Source organism: Pseudomonas sp. TSRC2-2, assembly GCF_049897785.1.
In the GTDB taxonomy this organism is placed as follows: Bacteria; Pseudomonadota; Gammaproteobacteria; order Pseudomonadales; family Pseudomonadaceae; genus Aquipseudomonas.
Genome location: NZ_JAFCWZ010000019.1, coordinates 12,751 through 37,736 on the forward strand (window position 1 = coordinate 12,751; position 24,986 = coordinate 37,736).

Genomic DNA, 24,986 nt, shown 5'->3' on the forward strand with positions numbered 1-24,986 from the left:
AATGGCCTGGATCGGATCTTGTACTGGCTCATCCCAACCCACGTGACCTTTGGTAGGGGTCACCACTAGGAGAGGAGGCGCCATGCCAACTATTACTCTTCCCGACGGCAGTCAACGTTCATTCGATCACCCGGTTTCCGTAGCCGAGGTCGCTGCATCCATTGGTGCAGGGCTAGCCAAAGCCACGCTCGCCGGCAAGGTCAATGGCCAACTGGTCGACGCCAGCGACATCATCAGCAGCGACGCGACCCTGCAAATCATTACGCCAAAGGATGAAGAGGGGCTGGAGATCATTCGCCACTCTTGCGCGCACCTGGTTGGCCACGCGGTCAAACAGCTGTACCCGACTGCGAAGATGGTCATCGGCCCGGTCATCGACGAAGGCTTCTATTACGACATCGCTTACGAGCGTCCTTTCACGCCGGAAGACATGGCCGCCATCGAGCAGCGCATGCAGCAGCTGATCGAGAAGGATTACGACGTCATCAAGAAGGTCACTCCGCGCGCTGAAGTGATCGAAGTGTTCAAGGCTCGCGGCGAAGATTACAAGCTGCGCCTGGTCGAAGACATGCCGAACGAGCAGGCCATGGGTCTGTACTATCACGAAGAATACGTCGACATGTGCCGGGGGCCTCACGTCCCGAACACACGCTTTCTGAAATCCTTCAAGCTGACCAAGCTGTCGGGTGCCTACTGGCGTGGCGATGCCAAGAACGAGCAATTGCAGCGCGTCTACGGTACTGCCTGGGCTGACAAGAAGCAGCTGGCGGCCTACATCCAGCGCATCGAAGAAGCCGAGAAACGCGACCACCGCAAGATCGGCAAGCGTCTGGGCCTGTTCCATACGCAGGAAGAGTCGCCGGGCATGGTGTTCTGGCATCCGAACGGCTGGACGCTGTACCAGGTGCTTGAGCAGTACATGCGCAAGATCCAGCGTGACAACGGCTACCTTGAGATCAAAACTCCGCAAGTCGTCGATCGCAGCCTGTGGGAGAAATCCGGGCACTGGGCCAACTACGCCGACAACATGTTCACCACCCAGTCGGAAAACCGTGACTACGCCATCAAGCCGATGAACTGTCCGTGCCACGTGCAGGTGTTCAATCAGGGCCTGAAAAGCTACCGCGAGTTGCCGATGCGTCTGGCCGAGTTCGGTGCGTGCCACCGTAACGAGCCGTCGGGTGCTTTGCACGGCATCATGCGCGTGCGAGCTTTCACTCAGGACGACGCGCATATCTTCTGCACGGAAGAGCAGATGCAGGCCGAGTCCGCTGCGTTCATCAAGTTGACCATGGACGTCTATCGCGATTTCGGTTTTACCGAAGTCGAAATGAAACTGTCCACTCGTCCGGAAAAACGCGTCGGTTCCGACGAGCTGTGGGATCGCGCTGAAGCTGCATTGGCTGCAGCCCTTGATTCTGCTGGTCTGCCGTACGATCTGCAGCCGGGCGAGGGTGCCTTCTATGGGCCCAAGATCGAGTTCTCGCTAAAAGATTGCCTCGGTCGCGTCTGGCAATGTGGTACCTTGCAGCTCGATTTTAACCTGCCTGTCCGTTTGGGCGCTGAATACGTCTCCGAAGACAACAGCCGCAAACACCCGGTGATGCTGCACCGCGCGATCCTCGGCTCGTTCGAGCGTTTCGTCGGGATTCTGATCGAGCACTACGAAGGTGCGTTCCCTGCCTGGCTGGCGCCAACGCAGGCGGTGATCATGAATATCACTGATAAACAGGCAGATTTTGTTGCAGAGGTTGAAAAAACTCTCAACGAAAGCGGATTTCGTGCCAAGTCCGACTTGAGAAATGAAAAGATCGGCTTTAAAATCCGCGAGCATACTTTGCTCAAGGTTCCCTATCTTTTGGTTATCGGAGATAAGGAAGTCGAGATGCAGACTGTCGCTGTGCGTACTCGTGAAGGTGCTGACCTGGGCTCGATGCCCGTCGCCCAGTTCGCTGAGTTTCTCGCGCAAGCGGTTTCCCGGCGTGGTCGCCCAGATTCGGAGTAATTATTATTAAGCGTGAAATGAGACAAGATAAACGAGCTGCACCGAAAGCCCCGATCAACGAGAATATCTCGGCACGCGAGGTTCGGTTAATTGGCGCTGATGGCGAGCAGATTGGCATCGTCTCGATTGATGAAGCGCTTCGTATCGCTGAAGAAGCAAAGCTTGATCTGGTGGAAATTTCCGCAGACGCAGTCCCGCCTGTTTGCCGGGTGATGGACTACGGCAAGTCGATCTTCGAGAAGAAGAAACAGATTGCCGCGGCGAAGAAAAACCAGAAGCAGATTCAGGTTAAAGAAATCAAGTTTCGTCCAGGGACGGAGGAAGGGGATTACCAGGTAAAACTGCGCAACCTGGTACGTTTCCTGAGTGACGGGGACAGGGCCAAGGTATCCTTGCGATTCCGCGGCCGTGAGATGGCCCACCAGGAGCTGGGGATGGAACTCCTCAAGCGGGTTGAACAAGACCTGCTCGAGTACGGTTCGGTCGAACAGCATCCTAAGATGGAAGGACGCCAGCTGATCATGGTCATCGCCCCGAAAAAGAAGAAGTAATCAACAGGGCACGGCAGGCCTTCTGATTATGTTTATCAACTGAATGCGGAGTATCCGAACATGCCAAAAATGAAAACCAAAAGTGGTGCTGCCAAGCGGTTTCTGAAAACTGCTAACGGCATCAAGCACAAGCACGCTTTCAAGAGCCACATCCTGACTAAAATGTCGACCAAGCGTAAGCGTCAACTGCGCGGTAGCAGCTTGCTGCATCCGTCTGACGTGGCAAAAGTCGAGCGCATGCTGCGCCTTCGTTAATTTAGTCAAGAATAGAGGAAGTAACTCATGGCTCGTGTAAAGCGTGGCGTCATTGCCCGTAAGCGTCACAAAAAAATTCTGAAACTTGCTAAAGGCTACTACGGCGCACGCTCCCGCGTATTCCGTGTTGCCAAGCAAGCGGTAATCAAGGCAGGCCAATACGCCTACCGTGACCGTCGTCAGAAAAAACGTCAGTTCCGCGCTCTGTGGATCGCTCGTATCAACGCCGGTGCTCGTGTTAACGGTCTGTCCTACAGCCGTTTCATCGCTGGCCTGAAAAAAGCGTCCATCGAGATCGACCGCAAGGTTCTGGCTGATCTGGCAGTGAACGAAAAAGCGGCGTTTGCTGCGATTGTCGAGAAAGCTAAAGCCACATTGGCTTAAGTACCCCCGACAGTCACCCGGCCTCACCTTTGTGAGGTCAGGTGTTAAACGTCATAAATAGGGGAAGAGCCTTCAAGCTCTTCCCCTATTTTGTATCTGGAGTCTGTACATGGAAAACCTGGATGCGCTGGTCGCTCAAGCACTAGAGGCTGTGCAAAGCGCTGAAGATATCAATGCCCTGGAGCAAATCCGGGTTCAATACCTTGGCAAGAAGGGCGAATTGACTCAGGTGATGAAGACCCTGGGAAATCTGCCGGCAGAAGAGCGTCCGCAAGTCGGCGCGCTGATCAACGTTGCCAAGGAACGTGTTACAGGCGTTCTCAATGCGCGCATGGCCCTGTTTGAAGAAGCCGAACTGGCTGCCAAACTGGCTGCAGAATCCATCGACGTGACATTGCCGGGCCGTGGTCAGACCTCTGGCGGCCTGCATCCGGTCACACGGACGCTGGAGCGCGTCGAGCAGTTCTTCACCCGCATTGGCTACGGCATTGCCGAAGGCCCTGAGGTCGAAGACGACTACCACAACTTTGAAGCGCTCAACATCCCAGGCCATCACCCGGCCCGGTCGATGCATGACACCTTCTATTTCAATGCCAACATGCTGCTGCGCACCCATACCTCGCCGGTACAGGTTCGCACCATGGAATCGAAGCAGCCGCCGATCCGCATCGTCTGCCCAGGCCGCGTGTATCGCAGCGACTCCGATATTACTCACTCGCCGATGTTCCACCAGGTCGAAGGCCTGCTGGTTGATCGCGATATCAATTTTGCCGATCTCAAAGGCACCATCGAAGAATTCCTGCGAGTGTTCTTCGAGAAAGAGCTGGCGGTACGTTTCCGTCCATCCTACTTCCCGTTCACCGAGCCATCCGCCGAAGTCGATATGGAATGCGTGATGTGCAGCGGTAAGGGCTGCCGCGTCTGCAAGCAGACTGGCTGGCTGGAAGTGATGGGCTGCGGCATGGTTCACCCGAACGTGCTGCGCATGTCTGGCATTGATCCGGAAGAGTTCTCCGGCTTTGCTTTCGGCATGGGCGTCGAGCGTCTGGCCATGCTCCGTTACGGCGTGAACGACTTGCGTCTGTTCTTCGACAACGACTTGCGGTTCCTCGCGCAATTTCGCTAGTCGTAACGAATTCTTAGGAGAGCAGGATGAAATTCAGTGAACAATGGCTGCGTGGCTGGGTTAGCCCGCAGGTAGATCGCGACGAGCTGGTTGCCCGTCTGTCGATGGCCGGTCTTGAGGTCGATAGCGTTACGCCGGCCGCCGGTGTATTCAGCGGTGTGGTGGTGGGTGAGGTGCTGAGCACCGAACAGCACCCCGACGCCGACAAATTGCGTGTGTGCCAGGTCAGCAATGGCGCGGAAACTTTCCAGGTCGTATGCGGAGCGCCAAACGTGCGTCCGGGCCTGAAAATTCCATTCGCCATGATCGGCGCAGAACTGCCGGGCGACTTCAAGATCAAGAAAGCCAAGCTGCGCGGCGTCGAGTCCAACGGCATGCTGTGCTCGCAGGCCGAGTTGCAGGTCGGTGAAGGCAACGACGGCCTGATGGAGCTGCCGGCCGATGCGCCGGTGGGCGAAGATTTTCGTGTGTACCTGGATCTGGAAGACGCCAGCATCGAGGTCGATCTGACCCCGAACCGTGGTGACTGCCTCTCCTTGGCCGGTCTGGCCCGTGAAGTCGGCGCGCTGTACGCCGCGCCGGTAACGCGTCCTGTGGTGGCCACCGTTCCTGCCGCTCATGACGAAGTGCGCTCGGTCGAAGTGCTCGCGCCAGCCGCGTGCCCGCGTTATCTGGGTCGTGTGATCCGTAACGTTGATTTGTCCAAGCCGACGCCGCTGTGGATGGTTGAGCGTCTGCGTCGCGCCGACGTGCGCAGCATCGACGCTGCCGTCGACATCACCAACTACGTGATGCTCGAGCTGGGTCAGCCGCTGCATGCGTTCGATCTCGCCGAAATCAATGGCGGCATTCGCGTGCGCATGGCTGAAGAGGGTGAGAAGCTGGTTCTGCTCGATGGTCAGGAAGTCAGCCTGCGTAGCGATACGCTGGTCATCGCCGACCATACTCGCGCCTTGGCGATCGCCGGTGTCATGGGTGGCGAGCACAGCGGTGTTTGCGCGACCACGCGCGATGTGTTTCTGGAATCCGCGTTCTTCGATCAGATTGCTGTTGCCGGTAAGGCCCGTTCCTACGGCCTGCACACCGACGCTTCGCATCGTTATGAGCGTGGCGTTGACTGGCAACTGGCCCGTGAAGCCATGGAGCGAGCCACGGGCCTGCTGCTGGAAATCACTGGCGGCGAAGCTGGTCCGATCATCGAGACTGTCAGCGAGCAACATCTGCCGTCGATCGCTCCAATCACTCTGCGTGCCCAGCGCATCGCGCAAATGCTCGGGATGGAAATGGATTCAGCTCAGGTTGAAAGCCTGCTCAGCGGGCTGGGTCTGAAGATTACCGCCGATGGAGCAGGGCAGTGGCGCGTTGAAGTGCCAAGCCATCGCTTCGACATCAGCCTGGAAGTCGATCTGATCGAAGAGCTGGCCCGTCTTTATGGCTACAACCGTCTGCCGGTTCGTTACCCGCAAGCGCGTCTGGCACCACAAGCCAAGGCAGAAGCGCGCAGCGATCTGCCTGAGCTGCGCCGTCTGCTGGTTGCTCGTGGTTACCAGGAGGCGATCACTTACAGCTTCATCGATCCGCGTCAGTTCGAACTGTTCAATCCGGGCGTCGAGCCTCTGTTGCTGGCCAATCCGATTTCCAATGACATGGCTGCCATGCGTTCGTCGTTGTGGCCGGGCCTGATCAAGGCGCTGCAACACAACCTCAATCGTCAACAGGATCGCGTGCGTCTGTTCGAAAGCGGACTGCGATTCATCGGCCAGCTCGAAGGTCTGAAGCAAGAGCCGATGTTGTCGGGTGTGGTGTGTGGCAGCCGCCTGCCGGAAGGCTGGGCACAGGGTCGCGATACGGTGGACTTCTTCGACGTCAAGGCTGACGTGGAAGCGGTGCTGGGCTTCGCCGGTGCGCTGGATTCGTTCACCTTTGCTCCGGGCAAACACCCGGCGTTGCACCCGGGCCAAGCCGCGCGCATCGAACGCGAAGGTCGTGAAGTCGGTTTCATCGGCGCCATTCACCCTGAATTGTCGAAAGCGCTGGGCCTGGATCGTCCGGTGTTCGTCTTCGAGCTGGTTCTGGCGGAGGTGGCTCTCGGTAAAATGCCGAAATTCCACGAGTTGTCGCGCTTTCCTGAAGTGCGTCGTGACCTTGCACTGATCGCGCACAAAGACGTCGCGGCCTCGGCGGTGCTGGACGTAATCCGTGAAAATGCAGGCGAATGGCTCACAGAGCTCAGGCTGTTTGACGTATATCAGGGTAAAGGTATTGATCCTGATAGAAAAAGCCTTGCAGTCGGCTTGACCTGGCAGCATCCATCGCGCACTCTTAATGACGATGAGGTGAACACGACGACGCAAAATATCCTCACCTCGCTCGAACAAAGGTTGAACGCCACGTTAAGGAAGTGACGTATGGGGGCTTTGACGAAAGCTGAGATGGCGGAACGTCTGTATGAAGAGCTGGGCCTGAACAAGCGGGAAGCCAAGGAATTGGTTGAACTGTTTTTCGAGGAAATCAGGCACGCTCTTGAAGACAACGAGCAGGTAAAATTGTCCGGTTTCGGCAATTTCGACCTTCGGGACAAACGCCAGCGGCCTGGCCGCAACCCGAAAACGGGGGAAGAAATCCCGATCACGGCTCGCCGTGTGGTCACCTTTCGTCCAGGGCAGAAGTTGAAGGCCCGAGTTGAGGCTTATGCTGGAACCAAGTCATAACGACGAACTCCCCGTCATCCCGGGCAAACGCTACTTCACCATTGGTGAAGTCAGTGAGCTGTGTGCCGTAAAGCCACACGTGCTGCGCTACTGGGAGCAGGAGTTTCCTCAGCTCAATCCCGTCAAACGCCGCGGAAACCGCCGGTATTATCAGCGCCAGGATGTGCTGATGATCCGGCAAATTCGCGCGCTCCTTTACGATCAGGGTTTTACCATCGGCGGTGCACGTTTGCGCTTGTCTGGCGACGAAGCCAAAGACGACACTACCCAGTACAAACAGATGATTCGGCAGATGATTGCCGAATTGGAAGACGTGCTGGTTGTACTCAAGAAATAAAAAGCTGCGTTTGAATACTTCCAGTTTTCAAACGCTTGCGATATATTCTTGAGCGTTCTTCAAGGTGGAGAACGAAACGCAACATCAGTCGGGGCGTAGCGCAGTCCGGTAGCGCACTAGCATGGGGTGCTAGGGGTCGAGTGTTCGAATCACTCCGTCCCGACCATATTTTTCAATGACTTAGCCCGGTTCGGAAACGACCGGGCTTTGTTGTTTCTGGCGTTTGATCATTTTGGTCACCGTTGGGTCACCGTTAGCAAAAAGCTCGTAGAATTCGCCATACAGGGCTTCGTCGCGTTGAGGTCTGTCAAAGCTCCAGTCCTGACTGTATTAGCTGCGGTCTGTTCCTTGTCGCGATCTTTCTCTTGACCGGCACTGGCTGATATCGGCACGACGAGTTGTACTCAGATCTCTTTTCTGATCATCACCTGAAGGATATGGCAGATCAGGGTGAGGTCGATCATCAACTGTGTAAGGCAGGTGTTTTCGTCCTGCGGGTGGCAGAGTTCCGTACCATCCGCAACAGTGAGGTGCTTTTGGCGTCAGTCAAAGGGCCTGGGAGCAGTGTAGGCGGGACCCCTTTGCGTTGGCATTAACTGAGTGGAGATCATCGCATGGTGAACGTTGTAGGGGGGGGCGATTTTTCTGGTGTTCGGAGGAAGGCCCGAGATGGTGTAGTCAGACAAAGCTCGAAGCGACTGCCAAAGTACGGCTTTCTCGAAACGAGTTAAATTGAGTAGGTTCGATGTAGCTGCGCGCCCATCCATCGTCAGGGCATGCAATGGCTGAGGCAATGGGCGCTTAAAGGAAAGCGCCCGGCGCAAATTCCTTTTAACTACTCATTTTCGGCTACAGCGCTGAAAGCGAGGTCTTTTATCATTATCACGCCTGGAGTTACACACTCAGCGGCGTTAATAAAAAGCTTGCCAGTGCTGAAATCTTGGGTGTACTCCACCTTCCATGTGAAGAGCTGATTTGCTTCGGTGGTTTCACCCCGCGACGTAGCGAAGAACGAAGTTTCGAAGTCGACGTCGTCCTCATCATAGGCTTGTTGACTTGTCTGGACAGTATCACCTTGCTTCAAGGTGTTGGAGTCAACCTGAAACTCCTCATTTTGAAGGCTGATCACAGCCTCACCCATACCTTCGATGTAAAACCCCATCCGATTGCACTCCTTGGTTAGAGTGGAATTGTAAGGGTGAATCAAGGGGCCAAGCCAGCATTTCGAAAACTGGTGCTCAAGCTGGTTGCTTGCCATGCTTCTCTACCGTAACCGTCCGGGCAAGACACCTTCCTAACACGCGATCCGCTTGTGGCAATTGTTAACCACGATCATGTAGTCAGAACGCAACACGAATTTAGAGGTCTTAGAATCGGTCGTCGTCGAGCAGTTGTTCGAAATCTTCGAGGTCTTTTTGCGTAAGCAAAGTGCGCGCCGTTTCGACCTTGTGTTTAAGTCGCAGGCGATGAAGTTCATTGCTTCGCGCCAATCTTTCCTGATTTTCCTGCCATAACCGTTCTTGTCGTTCCTTCTCAGCGCTCCGTATCCTTGCAAGGAGGTTCTCAATGTGTGCTTTGTAGCGCATGTCGCCCTGGGTATCCCGTTGCGCATGCTGCTTCTTGGGTAAGCACAGATCAATGACCTTGCCGATTCCCAAAAAGATCCATCTCAACGGCAGGGCAATAGTCAGAACCACCCTCTCCAATGCATCGTCCAGCTGCATCCGCTTGCGCGCCATATGCTCGGATTGGTAGTGGCGCATCATGCCGGCTAAGCGAACCTTGGAGCGAGTGTGTTCCGACTGCGCCTGCATGTAGGTATCGTCCATCCCCAGAATGTCTTCATAATAGAGTTCGGACTGACCATTACCGCACAGTGGCATATCGGGCGCGGCACTGAAATTGCCAAAAGCGGCCTTGTAGTAGAAGTGCGCATGAAGCTCCGTTTCAACATCGAAGGCATCGTCCAGGTAGGCGAAGCACAGAATGCTGTCGATGAATGCCTCATCACCTTTTCCTTGGTAAGCGAGGCGCTTCTCTACTGAATCCAAAGTGGTGAAGCCCAGCTTATAGAATATGCCTAGCGGGGTTTTGAGCCGCACATAGAGGCTGCAACGGATATTCCGCTGCAGCTTCTGACCGCGCCGAGTGAGAGGAAAAGACCGCCATGATCAAAAAAGCGCGGAAACAGACTAACGCTGCCAGTGGTAGCAGCTCCGATTGAATGGCTGCGTGCATCCGACTTGGAAAAATACGAGTCTGCGACAACGACCTGCACCATGAATTGCGGCCCCCTCTTGCTGTACCTGCGTCGCAAAGAGCGCCTGTTCTTGCCCTTCTATATGCGTCGAGACACGGCGTCTTATTGTTCGTACGTCTCCACCGCAGCGATGAGCATCTTGTGAATATGATCTCTCAGGGCAATGGGTTCCAAAACCTCAATATCCGCTGCGTTCGCCATAAGAAAGAGTCGTAGCCCCTGAGTGTCTCGAGTATTACAGGTCAGCAACCACTTGTTCCCGTAAGGCTCCAGCTTTTGGTCTTTTTCGAGCGGATTTTCAGTAAGCCGGGTGTACAGGTTGGGGCTTAGACGAAGACGCGTTAACTGGGGAGGCGTGTACACGCTCACAAGGTCTTTCTGCGCTTCCTCTGAGTGAACATCGTAGCCTTCAGGATCATTGATATCCCTCTTACCAGGCTCGACCTTTGTGATTCGATGAAGCATGAGCGCACAGAGTTTGTTGGGCCCATTGCTGCTGTATTTACCACGGGGCAATTCAGGGTCAGGCTCTTTACCCAACCACTTCTCTTCAACGACATAGGCAGAGAGGTAAATATTAGAGTCTTGATGGGACAACCCCAGTGGCTTGAGTTGGTAGATGCACTCCACTCCGTCGGCATCACGAGGAAGGTACCCAACCTCTAAGGGCGAGTCCTGCCTGATTGCCTTCTGCAGGCGCTTGAGATGTTCGGGGTTGTGCTTTCCAGGCAGCAGTACGGTAAATCGAGTCCCGGAGGTTATACGCTTACTGTAATCGAGCTTTCGTATGCAGCCGTCTTGCATGACCAGTTCAGCGTAGTCCCGCAGGCCCTTAAGCTCATCAGTTGCTGACTGCAGGCCAAAACGCTCGGCGTGCTGGAAGATCGCAGTGAGGGACATTGCGTCTTCAGGTGATAGTACTAACGAGTGGCTTCGACCAACCGCTTTCCATGTCAACACTCTCCTGTCCTCTTCCCATTCTTCAGATACAACGTAGTCAAGCTCTTCTAGAACCTTCAAGTCCCTAAGGGTGGTTTTTTCGTGATGGTTAGCACCGCCATAACTGTTTTTCTTAACCCAAATTGCCAGTCGCTTGTGAATATCTGCGGTTTTGATGGCTTTGCCTTCTGCGTGAAGGATTTGTCGCAGGTAATCACGGCGGTGAGCACGATTTATCATCTTTTTTTACTGGTTGTGCAATTAGGGACAGGAAGTGTCCCTATTTGACTGCATGATGTTTCACATTGGCAAGGCAATCACGTTGCCAAGCGCGGGACAGGCGGATAAAGGAGGCATCAATGAGCGACATCGAGATGTTGAAAACGCTGATGTATCAGGCTGCGACCGGGGGAATCAGCGCTCTTGATCTGCGCCGACGGGTAATGCAGGAAGGGGAACAACTAAGTGAGGTCGAATTTCAGTCGATCATTCTGGGGTTACAGGAGGAAGACCGCCTGTGTGGCCAAGAGGTCGACGGTCAGTGGATTTACACCTCGATCGACAAGAACGATCCTGGTTATACCCCTCTGGAGTACAGTCCACAGTTTGCCGAACAGATCATCGCGGCATCGTGTGGGGAATTCAGAGAGATCGACGTGGATGAAATGATCAGCCAGCTTGATGAAATGATTGCGCAAGCGCGATCACGCAAAAACGAAAAGTAAAAGCCAGCGACTGGGCAATGTAAGCCAACCTCACCACTCGCTACTGAACTGTAAAAGGAAGTAAATCCATGATTACCGATGTGACTTCGGCCATTTTCAAAGCCAAGCCTGGCCTCCAAAAATACTTGGCACTGATGGATCAAGTGGAAAAGGTGAATGTCTCCACCGATGCGGCGTTTCAGCGAGCCTATAACGGGTTTTATCGAGTCCGCAGTCGGACGGCATCCTGGTATTCCACCTATTACAACCTCATGGAGGAATTGAAAGGTTCGAAGCCCACCTTTGGCAACGTACTAGACCGAGTGTACGAAGTCACTGGGCGTTACGAACCATCGTTTTCCAGCAAACTGGTGGCGACGCTATGTGCTGACAAACCTGTGTGGGACCAGCATGTCCTTAAAAACATTGGTGAGAAGGCTCCAAGCTACACCGCTAAAAACAAGATTAGCGAAGCCAAACTCCGCTATGCGGACATCGAAAATTGGTACAAAAAATTTCTGACGTCCGATAAAGGGGCCAATTGGATCGAGCAGTTTAACAAGCTGATACCCGAGCACGACAAGCTTACCGATCTCAAGAAAGTGGATCTAATACTCTGGCAGACGCGCGGCTAATGGTCTGATTGTTGGCGTAGAAGGAAGGATGCGGGTGAGCCGCAAGGGGTCGACCGTACCTGCCACAAATTACTGAGTGACATTGGGGCAGGAGCCTGGGAACTCCCAGTGATGTTCCGTACGTTTTCGGGTTTGTATTAAGGTGCGCTCAAAATTGCTCTGTGACAACCTTCTACATCATCACTAGCGATAGACTGCTATGTGGGCGATCCACATCGCCCTTGAAGTGATTCCTCGCGACGTTATGTTCCAGTTCAAAGATCGGATTCGAGCGCTTTGCCTTCCAATCCTTCGACTCAGTTAGTGCGCAATTATCAGCGAGGTTTACAAATATGATTTGGTTTCTCGAAGGGCAATCCAGTCAGCGCGACATCATTCTTGGCGCACGCGAAGCGTTGCCAGCAGATGTGAAAATATACGCCTCCCACCGGGACGATCGCCCCGAAATCACTGCCGGAGCCGACGTCAGTTTCAAAGAGCCTCGCGGGGCTGAAGAGCGAATCGCATGGGTGATTTCTACTGCAAAGGCTCATGACATCAAAGTAGTTCTGGTAGGGCGCCAGGGTGGGATATTTGAGCAAGCAAGGCACCGTTTCGAAGAAGCTGGACTGGTGCTGGTAACAGGTGGAATGTCGATGCGAACATTCGACCTGGTCGACGACAAAAGCAAGTTCACCGCTGAAGCTGAGCGAGCAGGCTTGGCCTGCGTGCCGGCGATCACCGCATCCAACGCCGAAGAGATGTTTGCTGCGTACGAAACCCTCTCTGCTTCTGGAGAGGTCTGTGTCAAACCTGCAGTCGGCATCTATGGCCAGGGCTTTTGGCGCTTCAAAGCAGACGCAGATCCGTTCCGTTCCTTCGCAGATCCTGATGCACGGGTGGCAAATTTCACTACCTACATGCACGCATACAGTGCCGGTGCCAATCCGCCGCCGATGCTCGTGATGCCGTACATGGCTGGCAACGAATGTTCGGTGGACATGGTTTGCGAAGCAGGCAAGGTAGTCGCGTTCGTTGGGCGTAGAAAAACCGGCGTTCACCAAATTTTTCAACGCGAGGGCGCTGCGGTTGAGCTTGCCATCAAAGCTGCAGAGCATTTTCAGTGTGACGGAATCGTGAACGTACAGACGAAAGATGACGCAGAAGGTAATCCTCATCTGCTTGAAATCAATCCTCGATACTCTGGTGGCGTTGGCTATACACGCGAGACGGGGGTCAATTTGGCCGGATTTTTTGCCACACGACGCCTGGGTTTGCCCGAGCCGACTACCATCTGGCGGCCAAATGTTCGTGTGAAGGGGATCACAGTTGCAGTCGTGGCATCATATTGACATAGTAATGTCACTACTTTGATACCATGTTCACATCAACGCTGATTCAATAGGCCATCGCAGTCAAGGAGAGATCAAGGAATGATGGTGCTCGCGCCTGGCGCAAACACCGCGGTATCGGGCGCACGGAGTGAATGGACTCTGGAATGCGGAAACTCCTCGGCTATCGGGGAGTTCGCAGCGATGGCCATGCTGCCGGTCGACGAAAAACGCCGCCCTAAAGGTGAACCTGCTCTCTTTCAAACGACTCAGTCGTGGATGGAGTGGGGCGGGGACCAGTCCAAAATCATCTGTAAGTTGAACCTGGACGATCTTCCTTTCGGAAGCGATCGAATACTCGTCATCGCCTATACGTTTTCCGCGGCAGGTCCTGTAAGTGAGCTGCGCTCATTGACTATGGTGGTCGACAACCAGTTCGGGCACAGCCTCGATCTTCGGGATAACGGTGAAGCAGCGATCATCATCGGTGAGTTCTATAGCCGAAATCAGCAATGGAAGTTCCGGGCATTAGCGGAAGGCTCCGCCTATGGCCTGGCAGCGCTCGGTCGTCGAATAGGCATCGACATCAATGATGCCCACCCCAAGGGCCGGAGCAGCTCTGGTGAACCTGATCGTTCGCGCACTGGAGCTACTGGCACCGGATTCGCCGTCTCACCGAACCACGTCCTCACTTGTGCCCATGTAATCGAGGGTATGAATGAGGTCTTCATTTCGTCCTTTGAGGGTCGATATCGCGCGGAGCCCGTTGTGGTGGATCAGCGTAACGATATCGCCCTTCTCAGGGTGATGGAGTCTCCACTCCTCAAAGCTGTGTCCTTCAAAGAGGGCTTTGGCTGTGACCTTGGCGAGTCAGTTGTCGCTTTAGGTTTTCCAATGTCGGGCTTCGCCGGCGGCGGGGTGCATGTAACTCAAGGAGGAGTGTCGGCTTTGTTTGGCCTGCACAACGATTCAAGCCTTCTGCAATTCACCGCAGCCATCCAACCTGGCTCCAGCGGTTCTCCCTTATTTGACTCTTTAGGCGCTGTTGTCGGCTTGGTTACGTCGACAATGCCTGATGCTCAAAACATGAACTTTGCCGTTAAAGCGTCATTGCTCATGTCCTTTCTCGACGCATGCCGTATTGAGCCGAGCAAAGCATTCAGCAGCAAAACATTCTCGACTGCTGAATTAGCTCGTACAGCCCAGGCATCAATGTGGCGCGTCGAAGCCCGGAATTTTTAACGCTCTATTTGACTTGATGAAATCGGCGCTGACGTTAGGTTATCGACCTCACGCCAACCTAGGAATTTGTTCATGGAAAGTAACGCCGTTACACAAGCGCTAAGCGCCCAACTGATGCGCGGGCGTCTCGATGTCACAGTCGATGCCATACATATCGCCCCGGACTCTCTGTTCGGCTTCGCCGAGCGCCGAAATCCTAAGCGTGCGTTCCTGTTCGTGTCCAAAGTACTGGGCCGCCATATCCCTGTACGTCCATCGATTATGAATGCGAGCTATCAAGGTCTCGCGGACCAGATCCCCGCAGACCTTCCAGGCCCTGTACTGGTTATTGGTATGGCTGAAACAGCCGTGGGTCTCGGAGCGGGTGTACATCGTGCTTACAGCGCGACTCGCCCTGACACCATTTACATGGTCAGCACACGTCATCCGACCGGTAAAGAACTCTTTGCCCGCTTCGAAGAAGAGCACAGTCACGCGAGCTCGCATTTGTTCCACAAGCCGGTCGATCCTGATGTTCTGGAAATGATGTTGAACGCCCGCTCGCTGGTGCTGGTCGACGACGAAGCTTCCACTGGCAAAACCTTCATCAATCTTCACCGTGCCTTGGTCGATGCTGGTCTCACCCAAGTGGAGCGCGTGGTGACGTGCGTGTTGACGGATTGGTCCCGCGATGCGGTGCGCCAAACCCTCGGCGATTCAGTGCATCAGGTTTCCCTCCTGCAGGGTGCTTATACCTTCCATGAGGACGCTGACGCGCCCCTACCGGAAATGCCGGCAGTGGGTACCATTGAGCCCGGGGAGTGGCCAATATCGGCAGAGAATGACTGGGGGCGTCATGGGGTTCGTAATGTAGCTGACTGCTTGGCTCCGGATCTGCAGATCAAAGCCGGTGAGCGTGTGCTCGTGGTGGGTACCAGTGAATTCGTGTGGCGACCGTTTTTGCTCGCTGAACGTTTGGAACATGCCGGCGCTGATGTTCACTTTAGCTCCACCAGTCGCTCTCCAATCGCGCTGGGTCATGCCATTGGCCACGCTTTATCGTTTGCAGACAATTACGGCCTCGGCATCCCCAATTTCCTCTACAACGTCAGCCCCGGCCAGTTCGACCGTGTCCTGATCTGCACGGAAACTCCCGCAGAGGCAGTTTCTGCTGGGCTGATTGAATCCCTGAACGCGGAGGTGATTGTTGATGGTCAATAATCGCCCCCTCGCCTTAGTCGATCTCGACGACACCCTGTTCCAGACTGCACGCAAGATGCCCGAGGGCACGGCGCGATTTGCGGCGACTCTGGATGTGGAAGGGCAGCCAAATGGCTACATGAACACGGTTCAAAAGTCCCTTGTCGAGTGGCTACTTGCGTCGACAGAAGTGCTACCTGTCACCGCTCGCAGTGTCGAAGCGTTCAGTCGTGTGCAGTTGCCGTTCAAACACGGTGCTGTCTGCTCCCATGGCGGCGTGATCCTAGGTGCTGATGGCAAGCTTGACCAGGAATGGCAAGCACGTATGTCCGATGTGCTCTCAAGTTACCAAGCGCGGCTACCACTTCTGAGTGAAGCAACACTGGTCATCGGCAAAGAGCTGGGCATCTCGTTGCGTGGCTGGGTTGTGGAAGAGGAAGGACTGCGTCACTACGTGGTCACCAAGCACAACGAATCCGATGACAGCGTTCTGCAAACGGTATTGGCTGAAGTCCGGGCCCGGGGTTTGCTAGAAGGGATGCACATACACGCCAATTCCAACAACTTGGCTTTCCTACCACTGGGTCTGTCGAAGCAAGTGGCCGTTCAAGAGTTGTTGCGTCGCGATCGCGAAGCCAACGGTGAGCGCCCTGTTTTGGGGTTTGGCGACAGCATCACTGATCTCGGATTCATGGGCGAATGCCATATGTGGGCAACCCCAGCGCGGAGCCAACTTGCCAAGTTGGTGGGGAGCGCTATCGATGACTAACGCCATTGCGAATCTGGAAACTGTGGGCAGCGGCAGTTATGCGTCGGATGACGTTCAATTCCTGCTACAGGCTGTGGAGTTGGACCCGACTGATGTCGAGGAGAAGGAGCGTCTGATTCAATCGAAGCAGAAGCACTACTCCGAGATGATCAGCATGGAGAGTGCTCCAAGCGATCTGCACAAAGCGCTGTATCAGCGAGCCCTAGAACAGAATGGCGCCCGCATGGCCATGGACGTCCAGTCCCTGGCGCTGGCGCTGAGCGAGGAATGCACAGGGCCGTCGATCGTACTGGTGTCCTTCGTCCGCGCCGGTCTACCGCTGGGTGTCCTGCTACGCCGGGCGTTGCTCGATATGGGCCGGGACGCACACCACTATGGCATCAGCATCATCCGAGACCGTGGGATCGACAAGGTTGCGCTGGAAGCAATCATTGAAGAACACGGCGCCGAAAATATCGTCTTCGTCGATGGCTGGACAGGGAAGGGGGCCATTTCTGGCGAGATTCAGCGAAGCCTGAACGGTGACTCCCGTTTCCCACAAAATCCGCGTCTTGTAGTCCTCGCAGATCCGTGCGGCCGAGCCTGGTTGTCCGCATCGGCAGAAGACTGGGTTATCCCGTCCGGCATCTTGGGTGCAACGGTGTCAGGATTGGTTTCTCGCTCTATCTGGCCTACCGACGGCGGCCTGCATGGGTGTGTGGTTTACGACCATCTACAGAAGTACGACGTCACCCGCGATTTCATCGAGCACATCGAAGCTGAACGTAAAGTTTTGGGGACCGTTCTTCAGGCGTCGCCGTGGACAGACGCTCAACGGTTTGAACTCCAGGGCGCAGCCACACATGTTGTGTCGTCGCTGGCCACACGCTTTGGCATCACCAATCTGAATCGAGTGAAGCCAGGCATTGCTGAGGCAACCCGCGCCGTTCTGCGCCGGGTCCCAGACCATGTGTTGGTTCGAAGCCGCAGCGACAGCGATGTGCAGTTGCTCATGCACCTGACAGAGAGTGCTGGGGTAACCGTTGAAGAGGTTGGTGCTGCATTGGGGCCGTACCGGGCCGTGACCATCATTCGGAGTGTGAGCTGATGAAGATCCTTTCGCCTTATGCTCTTGGTGCCACGCTCTACATGCCGGCCACCCGCGTGGATCTGCTGGACGTTGTATTCCGCCACAAGCTGCCAGAACTTCGTTCCTTGGTGGTCTGCCTGGAAGACGCCGTTGCCGAGATCGATGTCGATAGTGCCTTACGGAATCTTCATGGACTGCTGACCGCTATCAATGAACGGGGTGGGCGGCCGGCCGATGGGCCGCTGTTGTTTGTACGTCCCCGAGATTCGGATATGGCAGCGGTGCTGAATGAGTGGCCACTGATGGCCCGCGTTGATGGATTTGTGGTACCAAAACTGACGCTGCGCAATCTCGGTAAATGGGAACACGCTGTTACGAATCCGGCGCTGTACCTCATGCCGACGCTGGAAACCACAGACGTGTTCAACCCGGGCGCAATGGTTGAGTTGGGCCAGGCACTGAAAGCCAACTTGGACAAACGCATCATCGCCTTGCGCATCGGTGGGAATGACCTGATGGGAAGCCTTGGCCTTCGCCGGAACCCGGACACTACGCTCTATAACACGCCGATGGGTTACGTAATCCCAATGCTGGCCGGGGTGATGGGCTCACAAGGTTTCGCGTTGACCGCACCGGTGTTTGAGCAGCTCGCGTCACCGCATTTACTCAAGGAAGAATTAGAACTCGACATCTCCCACGGCTTGGTTGGCAAAACAGCAATTCATCCAACACAGATCAGCACGATCCAGGAAGCGCTGCGTGTAAGTCTTGAAGACCTCAACAGCGCAAAGTTGATTGTCAGTGATGTAGCGCCTGCAGTGTTCAAGCACAACGACGCGATGTGCGAGCCAGCGACCCATTACAAGTGGGCGGTGAACATCCTTGAGCGGGCAGAGTGGCATGGCGTCCGTCATGCAGACGTAGCACCTGCTGAAGCGACCATTCGTTTGGCCGAGGCCGTTCGATGAGACGTGAAACGAGCGAGGCCGTTGTGTCTGTAAAGCAGGTGCTATCAGTGTTCGATTTCGACGGAACGCTGACCCGGCACGATAGCTTCGTTCCTTTCCTGAAGTTCGCCTTCGGTACCCGGGAATTTAACCGTCGCATTCTGCGCCTAGCGCTGCCCGGCGTTAGATTCCTGGCTCGGAGAATGAATCGCGATGAACTTAAAGCACGGTTAATCAGTTCGTTTCTGACCGGCGTTGAGGTCGAATGGCTTCGGAAGAAAGCCGTGAATTTCTGCGGGGTGTTTTGGGATGAGCTCATGCGACCTACAGGATTAAAATCCGTCGCGGCTGAGCTTGAGGCTGATGCACAGGTGACTCTCTGTTCTGCATCGCCGGCCCTGGTACTCCAACCGTTTGCCGATCGATTGGGTGTGAAGCTGATCGGTACAGAGCTTGAAATTATTGATGGTCTTCTGACCGGTCGCATTGCTGGCAGCAACTGCAGATGCGCAAACAAAGTACTTAGGCTTGAGGCCGTTTATGGGCCCTTGGATCAATATCAACTGAGGGCGTGGGGAGATACGCGCGGAGACCACGAGTTGTTGGCTGCCGCGCAAGAAGCACACTGGCGACATTTTCATCCCGTCTGGCGTCGTGGACGTCTGCGGGTAGGTAAAAGCGAAACCCGGGCGGGAACGCGATAGCGCGCACCAACCTGCAAGTGAGGATCAATTCAGATCACCACTTGAACACTGATGACCAACAAGGAGCGTAACGATGGCACTTACTCTGAGCAAACAGCAATCCATTTCCCTGGAAAAGACTGCCGGCAGTTCGCTGTCCAGCATTAGCCTTGGTCTGGGCTGGGACCCGGTAAAAGCAGGCTTTCTTGGGAAGATGATGGGTGGTGGCAACGAAATCGATCTGGATGCTTCCTGCATTCTGCTCAACAGCGATCTGCAAGTAATTGACCTGGTATGGTTCCGTCAGCTGAAGTCTCAGGATGGATCGATCAAGCACTCCGGTGACAACCGTACCGGTGATGGTGATGGTGACGACGAAACCATTCACGTGGACCTGCAACGTCTTCCAGCTTCCGTGAAGTATTTGGTTTTCACAGTGAACAGCTTCACTGGCCAAAACTTTGAAAAGGTCGAAAACGCCTATTGCCGAATTGTAAATGCAGGCAAAAACAGCGAGCTGGCTCGATTCAACCTTTCGGAGAAAGGCCGCCATACCGGAATCGTGATGGCGTCCTTGACTCGCCAAAATGGCGACTGGGAGTTCAAAGCAATCGGCCAGACAACCAACGGTCGCACCGCTGACGACCTCGTAAACTTGGCCGTTCAGGCGTTGCGCTAATGGCGACTCTCGTACCTGGTGGAAATGCGCCGGTTGCCAGCGGCCAACTTCGTGTTGATATCAACTACTCGCCAATCCCGGGGGCAGACATCGACGTCTCGGCCTTCGCACTGGGCGCCTCAGCGAAAGTCCGTGGCGACGGCGATATGTGCTTCTATGGCCAGCCTCAAATTTTGGGCGGCGCTGTGCACCTAACCGAGTCCTCGGCTGGGCGCGTAGTGTTCACCGTGGATACGAGCCGCCTTGAGTCGGCAGTTGAGAAGGTGGCACTTACCGCCACAATCTACGAGAACAAGGCGAGCTTCGAACGCGTGTCGCAACTTTCGGTTGTGGTGTCCGGCGGAATTGAAGCTCAAATCCCCACTGGCGGTATGAAAGAAACAGCGCTCATCCTTGGCGAGTTTTATCGCCGCAATGGCGAGTGGAAATTCCGCTGCGTGGCCCAGGGGTTTAATGGCGGCCTTGAACCGCTGGCCAAACACTTTGGTGTTGAAATCGCTGCCCCATCGCCGGCGCCTGCTCCTGCACCCGCGCCAGTGGTACAAACGCCACCGCCCGCAGCACCGGTCGTACCTAAGTCCACGATCAGCCTGAGCAAAGTCACCCTCGATAAAACACGATCGTCAATCAGTCTTGAGAAGACGGCAGCCGGGTTCGGCGAAATCAGGGTGAACTTGAATTGGAACCAGGGCAAATCCGGAGGCTTTTTCAAGCGTAGCCAATCTGTCGATTTGGACGTTGGTTGCCTGTACGAACTTCAGGACGGAACAAAGAGCGTTGTTCAAGCCCTCGGGGAATCTTTCGGCAGTCTCAATCGCGAACCTTACATCCAGCTGATGGGCGATGACCGCACTGGCTCTGTATCTGGTGGTGAGTGGTTGCACATCAACGGGACTAAATGGAGTGAAATCCGCCGCATCTTGGTCTTTGCCTTCATCTACGAGGGCGCGCCGAACTGGCGAGAAACCGACGGTGTGGTGACCATTCACATTCCTGGTCAGCCCGACATTGAGGTGCGTCTCAATGAAGAGGGTGGTCGTGAGCCGATGTGCGCCATTGCGATGCTTGAAAACGTGAACGGCGCCGTTAAGGTCTCTCGGCGGGTGGACTTCCATCGCGGGCACAGACTCATGGACCAAGCTTACGGCTGGGGCATGAGGTGGACTGCAGGGTCCAAATAGAAATTGTGGCGGGGTCAATCGACCCCGCCCTTGGGGGAACACAACATGGTTGCATGGTTAAAAGAAAACGCGACTCTGGCTCGTGAAAAGCTGACCAACGAAATCGGCAAGCACAAGCATTCCAAATTTATGGAAGCCTCGACGGCGCTCTGCGCACTTGTCTCGGCTGCGTCCGGAGGGGTTTCCTCTGAAGAAAAGCAGAAGATGGTGGGGTTCATTAACAACTCGCCGGAGCTGAAAATCTTCAACATGTCCGACGTGATCAAGTCGTTCAATGGGCACTGCGAGAAGTTCGAGTTCGACTTTCAGTTGGGTCAGGCAGAAGCATTGAAGGTCATCGCCAAAATCAAAAATGATCCGGGCGCCGGCCGGCTGTTAGTCCGTGTCGGGTGTGCCATCGGTGCGTCCGATGGTGACTTCGATGAAAAAGAAAAAGCGGCGTGCCGTTTGGTTTGCGCTGAGCTGGGCCTGAATCCAGCCGATTTCGATCTTTAAGGAGCAGTACTTTGGATACTCACATCGGATTTCCCCCGCTTACCATGGCGGTGTTTGCTGGCATCGCGCTCGGCGCGCTGCTGCTCGACATGATCACCCATCGCGGTGACAAACCGGTTTCGCTAGCTAAGGCATCGATCTGGTCGATTTTCTGGATCGCTATCTCGTTGGCATTTGCCGGTTTCCTCTACGTTCAGCACGGTCCTGAAGTCGCCAGCCTGTTCGTAACTGGTTACGCGCTGGAGAAAGTCCTGAGCGTCGACAACCTGTTTGTGTTCATGGCGATTTTCGCCTGGTTCAAAGTGCCGGATGGCATGCGTCACCGCGTTCTTTACTGGGGCATCATCGGTGCAATCGTGTTCCGCGGCATCTTCGTTGCCATCGGTACCGGTCTGTTGGCGTTCGGTCCTTGGGTGGAAATCGTCTTCGCCGTGATCGTTGCTTGGACCGCAGTCATGATGCTGCGCGCCGGCGGTGATGACGAGGAGGAAGAAGACTACTCCAAGCACATGGCTTACCGCTTCGCACAGAAGCTGTTCCCTGTATGGCCGAAGCTCTATGGCAATAACTTCTTCGTCAGCCGTAAGCAGCTGCAGGTTGAGCTACAGAAACCTGAGAACAAGGGCATGACCCTGGCAGCCAAAGGGACATTGTTTGCAACCCCTCTGTTCCTGTGCCTTGTGGTGGCTGAAGTGTCCGACGTACTGTTCGCGTTCGACTCTGTACCCGCGGTGATCGCGGTTAGCCGTGAGCCCCTGATCGTTTACTCGGCCATGCTGTTCGCAATTCTGGGTCTGCGTACCATGTACTTCGTGCTCGAGGCGCTGAAACGCTACCTGGTCCACCTGGAGAAATCTGTTGTTGCGCTGTTGTTCTTCATCGCCGTCAAACTCGGCCTGAACGCAACCGACCACATGTTCCACCACGGCTATACCATCGATGCAAACACCAGCTTACTGATCGTTATGGTCGTACTGGCTATAGGTGTCGTAGCTAGCCTTGCCTTCCCGGGCAAGGAAGAAGTTCAACCGGAAAACAACTGAGTTACATGACTCAACACAAGGAGTAATACACAATGGCACTGACTCTTCAAAAAGGCGGCAACCTGTCCCTGACGAAAACCGATCCAAGCCTGTCCAAAATTCTGGTAGGCCTGGGCTGGGACCCTCGCGCCACTGATGGTGCAGAGTTCGACCTGGACGCCAGTGCGCTACTGCTGGGTGCTAACGGGAAAGTACGCAGTGAAGCGGACTTCATTTTCTACAACCAACTGAAAAGCGTTGACGGTTCGGTTGAGCACACCGGTGACAACCGTACCGGTGCGGGCGATGGCGACGACGAAGTTCTCAAGGTAGACCTGAGCCGCATTCCGGCTGACGTCGACAAAGTTGTCTTCATCGTTACCATCCACGATGCTGAAGTACGTAAGCAGTCCTTCGGTCAAGTCGGTGGCTCCTTCATTCGAGTCGTCAACGATGTGACCAGCGCCGAAGTTGTTCGTTACGACTTGGCTGAAGACGCTTCGACCGAAACTGCAATGGTCTTTGCTGAGCTTTATCGCAACGGCGGTGAGTGGAAATTCCGCGCAGTTGGCCAAGGTTATGCCGGCGGCCTGCGAGCTCTGGCCAATAACTACGGCATGAATTTTTAAACAGTAACCTATTGATTTAATGGGTTTTTATTTATAGGCCTTGTACTCAGGGCCTAATCATCAAAATACGAAGGATTCTCATTATGGCGGTCTCGCTGGTTAAAGGTGGCAACGTATCCCTATCTAAAGAGGCCCCGGGCCTTACTGAAGTAACCGTGGGTCTGGGTTGGGATGCACGCGTAACCGACGGTTCGAAATTCGACCTCGATGCTTCGGTCTTCATCCTGGGTGAAAGTGGCCAAGTCTTGGACGATGCTAGTTTCATTTTTTACAATAACAAAAAATCGTCTGACGGCTCGGTTGAACACCTGGGCGACAACCAGTCGGGCGAAGGCGCTGGCGATGACGAGCAGGTCAACGTTAAGTTGACCGGCCTGGCAGCCGCCGTGAAAAAACTGGTTTTCGCTGTGACCATCCACGACGCTGAAGCACGCAAGCAGAGCTTCGGTCAGGTTGGCAACGCGTACATCCGCGTAGTGAACAAGGCTGACGGCAAAGAACTGGCGCGCTACGACCTGAGCGAAGACGCCTCGACCGAAACCGCCATGATCTTCGGCGAGCTGTATCGCAATGCTGAAGAGTTCAAGTTCAAGGCGATCGGCCAAGGTTTCGCTGGCGGCCTGGCTCCTTTGGCTAAATCGATGGGCGTGAACATCGGCTAACCCACATGGGTTGAAAGAGCCCCCTCTGCTAATTGGGGGCTTTTTCTTGCCTACAGAAAGACCACCAAGTGGTTCCTGTGGGCTGTAATAGATCAATTCATTTTTCACTGGAAGCGACTGCTGTCGATCGCTACGGCAGTTCACCTGTTCGCGGTACTAAAAGGATATTTGGATGGGCATGTTTCGTGGGGTTGTGACTGTAGGCGTCTTGGTGTCCCTGTCAGGCTGCGGAGCCTACACCGACTTCAAAGCCAGCAATGCAGTTCAAGAATACAGGCAGACATGCTTTGGCAATTACACGAACGAGTGCGAAAGCAAACTGGTCGATACGAACATTGTCCTGCTTGAGATCGCTCGCAGCGGCATCGACCGGCAGAAGGAAAGCATTATAAAAATCGGTGGCAAGGATGGATTTGAGCTTTTCTCGAAAATTGCTAATGAGCAAATTGACGACTTGATCGAACAACAGGAAAACAAACGTCCAGGTTTTTTTGCGCGCTGGGTCCTGGGTGAAGGTCAACCATTCACGAATACCCACAACCTGCTCTTAGACATTTCAGACATGCAGGAACTTCACGCGGCCGTGCTTAAAAAAGTCAGCGCCAGCATTCAGGCGAAAAAAGCATCTGTGAAGCCTGAGGAGCCAATGTCGGAGACCGCGGCAATTTTGTTGGGCAAGACCCCTCCAGCTCCTACCCAGGTTCAGGCCGCTCCAAGTGCACCGACAACCCCACCAGTTACTCAGGCCGTGGAACCGGTAGCTCAGGCTAAAGCAGTGGTGCCATCCGACCTGGCTGCATCTGCAGATCGGATGATCGCGAATGAAATCGCCCAAGATGGCGGTGATGAATACAAAGACGCCCGTCAGGTCATCTTTGCTGACTTGAATAACGATGGCATCCAGGATGCTGTGTTGCTCTACACAATCGAAGGTCAGGGCGGTGGCAATGGCTACTTCCAATCACTCGCCGCGTTCATTGGTGGTTCGGCAGGTTGGGATTTTCGCGGTAAAGCCGTCGTCGGCAATGGCGTACAGGACATTCAGGTCATCGATTCCCAGACCCTCAAGCTGACAGTTCTCTCCGTCGGCCCGGATGATGCGGATTGCTGCCCGAGTGTTCAGAGCACGGAAAACTATAAGTGGGACGGCACGACATTTCTTCAGGCCCCCACAACGTAAGCCAACTATGTAAGCAGGTCGCCTAGCCGTGA

At 54.8% G+C, this 24,986-nt stretch carries 27 protein-coding genes and 1 tRNA gene; 25 read left to right on the forward strand and 3 right to left on the reverse strand.

Features of this window, described 5'->3' with window-relative positions; translation table 11 throughout:
• Positions 1–82: 82 nt before the first annotated feature.
• The 9 genes from thrS to ACP7D9_RS28795 all read left to right on the forward strand — a co-directional run bounded on the left by thrS (position 83) and on the right by ACP7D9_RS28795 (position 7,535).
• On the forward strand, positions 83–2,005 hold the full coding sequence (gene thrS, locus ACP7D9_RS28755; protein ID WP_024012407.1) for a threonine--tRNA ligase: 1,923 nt from the start codon (positions 83–85) through the stop codon (positions 2,003–2,005).
• Entirely contained in the window at positions 2,005–2,556 is a 552-nt protein-coding gene (gene infC, locus ACP7D9_RS28760; RefSeq protein WP_169432615.1) for a translation initiation factor IF-3, read from the forward strand. The genes thrS and infC overlap by 1 nt, the downstream gene beginning before the upstream one ends.
• Positions 2,557–2,616: 60 nt before the next feature.
• Entirely contained in the window at positions 2,617–2,811 is a 195-nt protein-coding gene (gene rpmI / locus ACP7D9_RS28765; RefSeq protein WP_002553160.1) for a 50S ribosomal protein L35, read from the forward strand.
• Positions 2,812–2,838: 27 nt separating this feature from the next.
• A complete protein-coding gene (gene rplT, locus ACP7D9_RS28770) occupies positions 2,839–3,195 on the forward strand; it encodes a 50S ribosomal protein L20 (protein ID WP_002553161.1) in 357 nt (118 codons plus the stop codon).
• Between the two features lie 109 nt (positions 3,196–3,304).
• Complete coding sequence (gene pheS / locus ACP7D9_RS28775; protein ID WP_101159939.1) at positions 3,305–4,321, forward strand: phenylalanine--tRNA ligase subunit alpha; 1,017 nt, start codon at positions 3,305–3,307, stop codon at positions 4,319–4,321.
• Between the two features lie 26 nt (positions 4,322–4,347).
• Entirely contained in the window at positions 4,348–6,726 is a 2,379-nt protein-coding gene (pheT, locus tag ACP7D9_RS28780) for a phenylalanine--tRNA ligase subunit beta (protein WP_426160336.1), read from the forward strand.
• Positions 6,727–6,729: 3 nt separating this feature from the next.
• Complete coding sequence (gene ihfA, locus ACP7D9_RS28785; protein WP_002553164.1) at positions 6,730–7,032, forward strand: integration host factor subunit alpha; 303 nt, start codon at positions 6,730–6,732, stop codon at positions 7,030–7,032.
• Positions 7,013–7,369 carry a MerR family transcriptional regulator gene (locus tag ACP7D9_RS28790; protein WP_003179985.1) on the forward strand — a complete coding sequence of 119 codons (357 nt, stop codon included), beginning with the start codon at positions 7,013–7,015 and terminating at the stop codon, positions 7,367–7,369. Before ihfA ends, ACP7D9_RS28790 begins: the two co-directional genes overlap by 20 nt.
• A gap of 89 nt (positions 7,370–7,458) precedes the next feature.
• Positions 7,459–7,535 (forward strand) — tRNA-Pro (locus ACP7D9_RS28795).
• A 669-nt stretch (positions 7,536–8,204) separates the two neighbouring features.
• Here the strand turns inward: ACP7D9_RS28795 and ACP7D9_RS28800 are convergent.
• The 3 genes from ACP7D9_RS28800 to ACP7D9_RS28810 all read right to left on the reverse strand — a co-directional run bounded on the left by ACP7D9_RS28800 (position 8,205) and on the right by ACP7D9_RS28810 (position 10,808).
• A complete protein-coding gene (locus ACP7D9_RS28800) occupies positions 8,205–8,627 on the reverse strand; it encodes a hypothetical protein (protein ID WP_426160337.1) in 423 nt (140 codons plus the stop codon).
• Between the two features lie 109 nt (positions 8,628–8,736).
• Complete coding sequence (locus ACP7D9_RS28805) at positions 8,737–9,471, reverse strand: GIY-YIG nuclease family protein (RefSeq protein WP_426160338.1); 735 nt, start codon at positions 9,469–9,471, stop codon at positions 8,737–8,739.
• A gap of 260 nt (positions 9,472–9,731) precedes the next feature.
• A complete protein-coding gene (locus ACP7D9_RS28810) occupies positions 9,732–10,808 on the reverse strand; it encodes a helix-turn-helix transcriptional regulator (RefSeq protein WP_426160339.1) in 1,077 nt (358 codons plus the stop codon).
• Between the two features lie 119 nt (positions 10,809–10,927).
• On the opposite strand from ACP7D9_RS28810, the gene ACP7D9_RS28815 reads away from it, so the two are divergent.
• The 16 genes from ACP7D9_RS28815 to ACP7D9_RS28890 all read left to right on the forward strand — a co-directional run bounded on the left by ACP7D9_RS28815 (position 10,928) and on the right by ACP7D9_RS28890 (position 24,954).
• Positions 10,928–11,293, forward strand: coding sequence for a hypothetical protein (locus tag ACP7D9_RS28815; RefSeq protein WP_426160340.1), 366 nt, complete (start codon positions 10,928–10,930; stop codon positions 11,291–11,293).
• A gap of 68 nt (positions 11,294–11,361) precedes the next feature.
• On the forward strand, positions 11,362–11,907 hold the full coding sequence (locus tag ACP7D9_RS28820; protein ID WP_426160341.1) for a hypothetical protein: 546 nt from the start codon (positions 11,362–11,364) through the stop codon (positions 11,905–11,907).
• A 332-nt stretch (positions 11,908–12,239) separates the two neighbouring features.
• On the forward strand, positions 12,240–13,238 hold the full coding sequence (locus ACP7D9_RS28825; RefSeq protein ID WP_426160342.1) for an ATP-grasp domain-containing protein: 999 nt from the start codon (positions 12,240–12,242) through the stop codon (positions 13,236–13,238).
• 81 nt (positions 13,239–13,319) lie between these two features.
• The gene (locus ACP7D9_RS28830) at positions 13,320–14,459 is read left to right on the forward strand and encodes a trypsin-like peptidase domain-containing protein (protein WP_426160343.1); all 1,140 of its coding nucleotides are present in this window, start codon (positions 13,320–13,322) and stop codon (positions 14,457–14,459) included.
• Positions 14,460–14,531: 72 nt separating this feature from the next.
• Entirely contained in the window at positions 14,532–15,659 is a 1,128-nt protein-coding gene (locus ACP7D9_RS28835) for a phosphoribosyltransferase domain-containing protein (protein ID WP_426160344.1), read from the forward strand.
• Positions 15,649–16,407, forward strand: coding sequence for a trehalose phosphatase (locus ACP7D9_RS28840; protein ID WP_426160345.1), 759 nt, complete (start codon positions 15,649–15,651; stop codon positions 16,405–16,407). The genes ACP7D9_RS28835 and ACP7D9_RS28840 overlap by 11 nt, the downstream gene beginning before the upstream one ends.
• A complete protein-coding gene (locus tag ACP7D9_RS28845) occupies positions 16,400–17,494 on the forward strand; it encodes a cysteine protease StiP family protein (protein ID WP_426160346.1) in 1,095 nt (364 codons plus the stop codon). The genes ACP7D9_RS28840 and ACP7D9_RS28845 overlap by 8 nt, the downstream gene beginning before the upstream one ends.
• Complete coding sequence (locus tag ACP7D9_RS28850) at positions 17,494–18,444, forward strand: HpcH/HpaI aldolase/citrate lyase family protein (RefSeq protein ID WP_426160347.1); 951 nt, start codon at positions 17,494–17,496, stop codon at positions 18,442–18,444. Before ACP7D9_RS28845 ends, ACP7D9_RS28850 begins: the two co-directional genes overlap by 1 nt.
• Entirely contained in the window at positions 18,441–19,127 is a 687-nt protein-coding gene (locus ACP7D9_RS28855) for an HAD-IB family hydrolase (RefSeq protein ID WP_426160348.1), read from the forward strand. Before ACP7D9_RS28850 ends, ACP7D9_RS28855 begins: the two co-directional genes overlap by 4 nt.
• A 73-nt stretch (positions 19,128–19,200) precedes the next feature.
• Positions 19,201–19,785 (forward strand): TerD family protein, encoded by a 585-nt coding sequence (locus ACP7D9_RS28860; RefSeq protein WP_426160349.1) that lies wholly within the window; start codon positions 19,201–19,203, stop codon positions 19,783–19,785.
• The gene (locus ACP7D9_RS28865) at positions 19,785–20,966 is read left to right on the forward strand and encodes a TerD family protein (protein ID WP_426160350.1); all 1,182 of its coding nucleotides are present in this window, start codon (positions 19,785–19,787) and stop codon (positions 20,964–20,966) included. Before ACP7D9_RS28860 ends, ACP7D9_RS28865 begins: the two co-directional genes overlap by 1 nt.
• Positions 20,967–21,011: 45 nt before the next feature.
• Positions 21,012–21,461: a tellurite resistance TerB family protein gene (locus ACP7D9_RS28870; RefSeq protein WP_426160351.1), complete on the forward strand. Its 450-nt coding sequence runs from the start codon at positions 21,012–21,014 to the stop codon at positions 21,459–21,461.
• 44 nt (positions 21,462–21,505) lie between these two features.
• Positions 21,506–22,504 carry a TerC/Alx family metal homeostasis membrane protein gene (locus ACP7D9_RS28875; RefSeq protein WP_426160385.1) on the forward strand — a complete coding sequence of 333 codons (999 nt, stop codon included), beginning with the start codon at positions 21,506–21,508 and terminating at the stop codon, positions 22,502–22,504.
• Between the two features lie 32 nt (positions 22,505–22,536).
• Positions 22,537–23,112 carry a TerD family protein gene (locus ACP7D9_RS28880; RefSeq protein WP_426160352.1) on the forward strand — a complete coding sequence of 192 codons (576 nt, stop codon included), beginning with the start codon at positions 22,537–22,539 and terminating at the stop codon, positions 23,110–23,112.
• Positions 23,113–23,195: 83 nt separating this feature from the next.
• Positions 23,196–23,774: a TerD family protein gene (locus ACP7D9_RS28885; RefSeq protein WP_426160353.1), complete on the forward strand. Its 579-nt coding sequence runs from the start codon at positions 23,196–23,198 to the stop codon at positions 23,772–23,774.
• A 172-nt stretch (positions 23,775–23,946) separates the two neighbouring features.
• Positions 23,947–24,954, forward strand: a complete 1,008-nt coding sequence (locus ACP7D9_RS28890) for a hypothetical protein (RefSeq protein WP_426160354.1) — start codon at positions 23,947–23,949, stop codon at positions 24,952–24,954.
• Positions 24,955–24,986 lie beyond the last annotated feature (32 nt).

Coding starts and splice junctions, on each gene's coding strand:
- thrS (WP_024012407.1), top strand. CDS start 83: ATGCCAACTATTACTCTTCCCGACGGCAGTCAACGTTCATTCGATCAC.
- rpmI (WP_002553160.1), top strand. CDS start 2,617: ATGCCAAAAATGAAAACCAAAAGTGGTGCTGCCAAGCGGTTTCTGAAA.
- rplT (WP_002553161.1), top strand. CDS start 2,839: ATGGCTCGTGTAAAGCGTGGCGTCATTGCCCGTAAGCGTCACAAAAAA.
- pheS (WP_101159939.1), top strand. CDS start 3,305: ATGGAAAACCTGGATGCGCTGGTCGCTCAAGCACTAGAGGCTGTGCAA.
- pheT (WP_426160336.1), top strand. CDS start 4,348: ATGAAATTCAGTGAACAATGGCTGCGTGGCTGGGTTAGCCCGCAGGTA.
- ihfA (WP_002553164.1), top strand. CDS start 6,730: ATGGGGGCTTTGACGAAAGCTGAGATGGCGGAACGTCTGTATGAAGAG.
- ACP7D9_RS28790 (WP_003179985.1), top strand. CDS start 7,013: ATGCTGGAACCAAGTCATAACGACGAACTCCCCGTCATCCCGGGCAAA.
- ACP7D9_RS28800 (WP_426160337.1), bottom strand. CDS start 8,627: ATGGCAAGCAACCAGCTTGAGCACCAGTTTTCGAAATGCTGGCTTGGC.
- ACP7D9_RS28810 (WP_426160339.1), bottom strand. CDS start 10,808: ATGATAAATCGTGCTCACCGCCGTGATTACCTGCGACAAATCCTTCAC.
- ACP7D9_RS28815 (WP_426160340.1), top strand. CDS start 10,928: ATGAGCGACATCGAGATGTTGAAAACGCTGATGTATCAGGCTGCGACC.
- ACP7D9_RS28820 (WP_426160341.1), top strand. CDS start 11,362: ATGATTACCGATGTGACTTCGGCCATTTTCAAAGCCAAGCCTGGCCTC.
- ACP7D9_RS28825 (WP_426160342.1), top strand. CDS start 12,240: ATGATTTGGTTTCTCGAAGGGCAATCCAGTCAGCGCGACATCATTCTT.
- ACP7D9_RS28830 (WP_426160343.1), top strand. CDS start 13,320: ATGATGGTGCTCGCGCCTGGCGCAAACACCGCGGTATCGGGCGCACGG.
- ACP7D9_RS28835 (WP_426160344.1), top strand. CDS start 14,532: ATGGAAAGTAACGCCGTTACACAAGCGCTAAGCGCCCAACTGATGCGC.
- ACP7D9_RS28840 (WP_426160345.1), top strand. CDS start 15,649: ATGGTCAATAATCGCCCCCTCGCCTTAGTCGATCTCGACGACACCCTG.
- ACP7D9_RS28845 (WP_426160346.1), top strand. CDS start 16,400: ATGACTAACGCCATTGCGAATCTGGAAACTGTGGGCAGCGGCAGTTAT.
- ACP7D9_RS28850 (WP_426160347.1), top strand. CDS start 17,494: ATGAAGATCCTTTCGCCTTATGCTCTTGGTGCCACGCTCTACATGCCG.
- ACP7D9_RS28855 (WP_426160348.1), top strand. CDS start 18,441: ATGAGACGTGAAACGAGCGAGGCCGTTGTGTCTGTAAAGCAGGTGCTA.
- ACP7D9_RS28860 (WP_426160349.1), top strand. CDS start 19,201: ATGGCACTTACTCTGAGCAAACAGCAATCCATTTCCCTGGAAAAGACT.
- ACP7D9_RS28865 (WP_426160350.1), top strand. CDS start 19,785: ATGGCGACTCTCGTACCTGGTGGAAATGCGCCGGTTGCCAGCGGCCAA.
- ACP7D9_RS28870 (WP_426160351.1), top strand. CDS start 21,012: ATGGTTGCATGGTTAAAAGAAAACGCGACTCTGGCTCGTGAAAAGCTG.
- ACP7D9_RS28875 (WP_426160385.1), top strand. CDS start 21,506: ATGGCGGTGTTTGCTGGCATCGCGCTCGGCGCGCTGCTGCTCGACATG.
- ACP7D9_RS28880 (WP_426160352.1), top strand. CDS start 22,537: ATGGCACTGACTCTTCAAAAAGGCGGCAACCTGTCCCTGACGAAAACC.
- ACP7D9_RS28885 (WP_426160353.1), top strand. CDS start 23,196: ATGGCGGTCTCGCTGGTTAAAGGTGGCAACGTATCCCTATCTAAAGAG.
- ACP7D9_RS28890 (WP_426160354.1), top strand. CDS start 23,947: ATGGGCATGTTTCGTGGGGTTGTGACTGTAGGCGTCTTGGTGTCCCTG.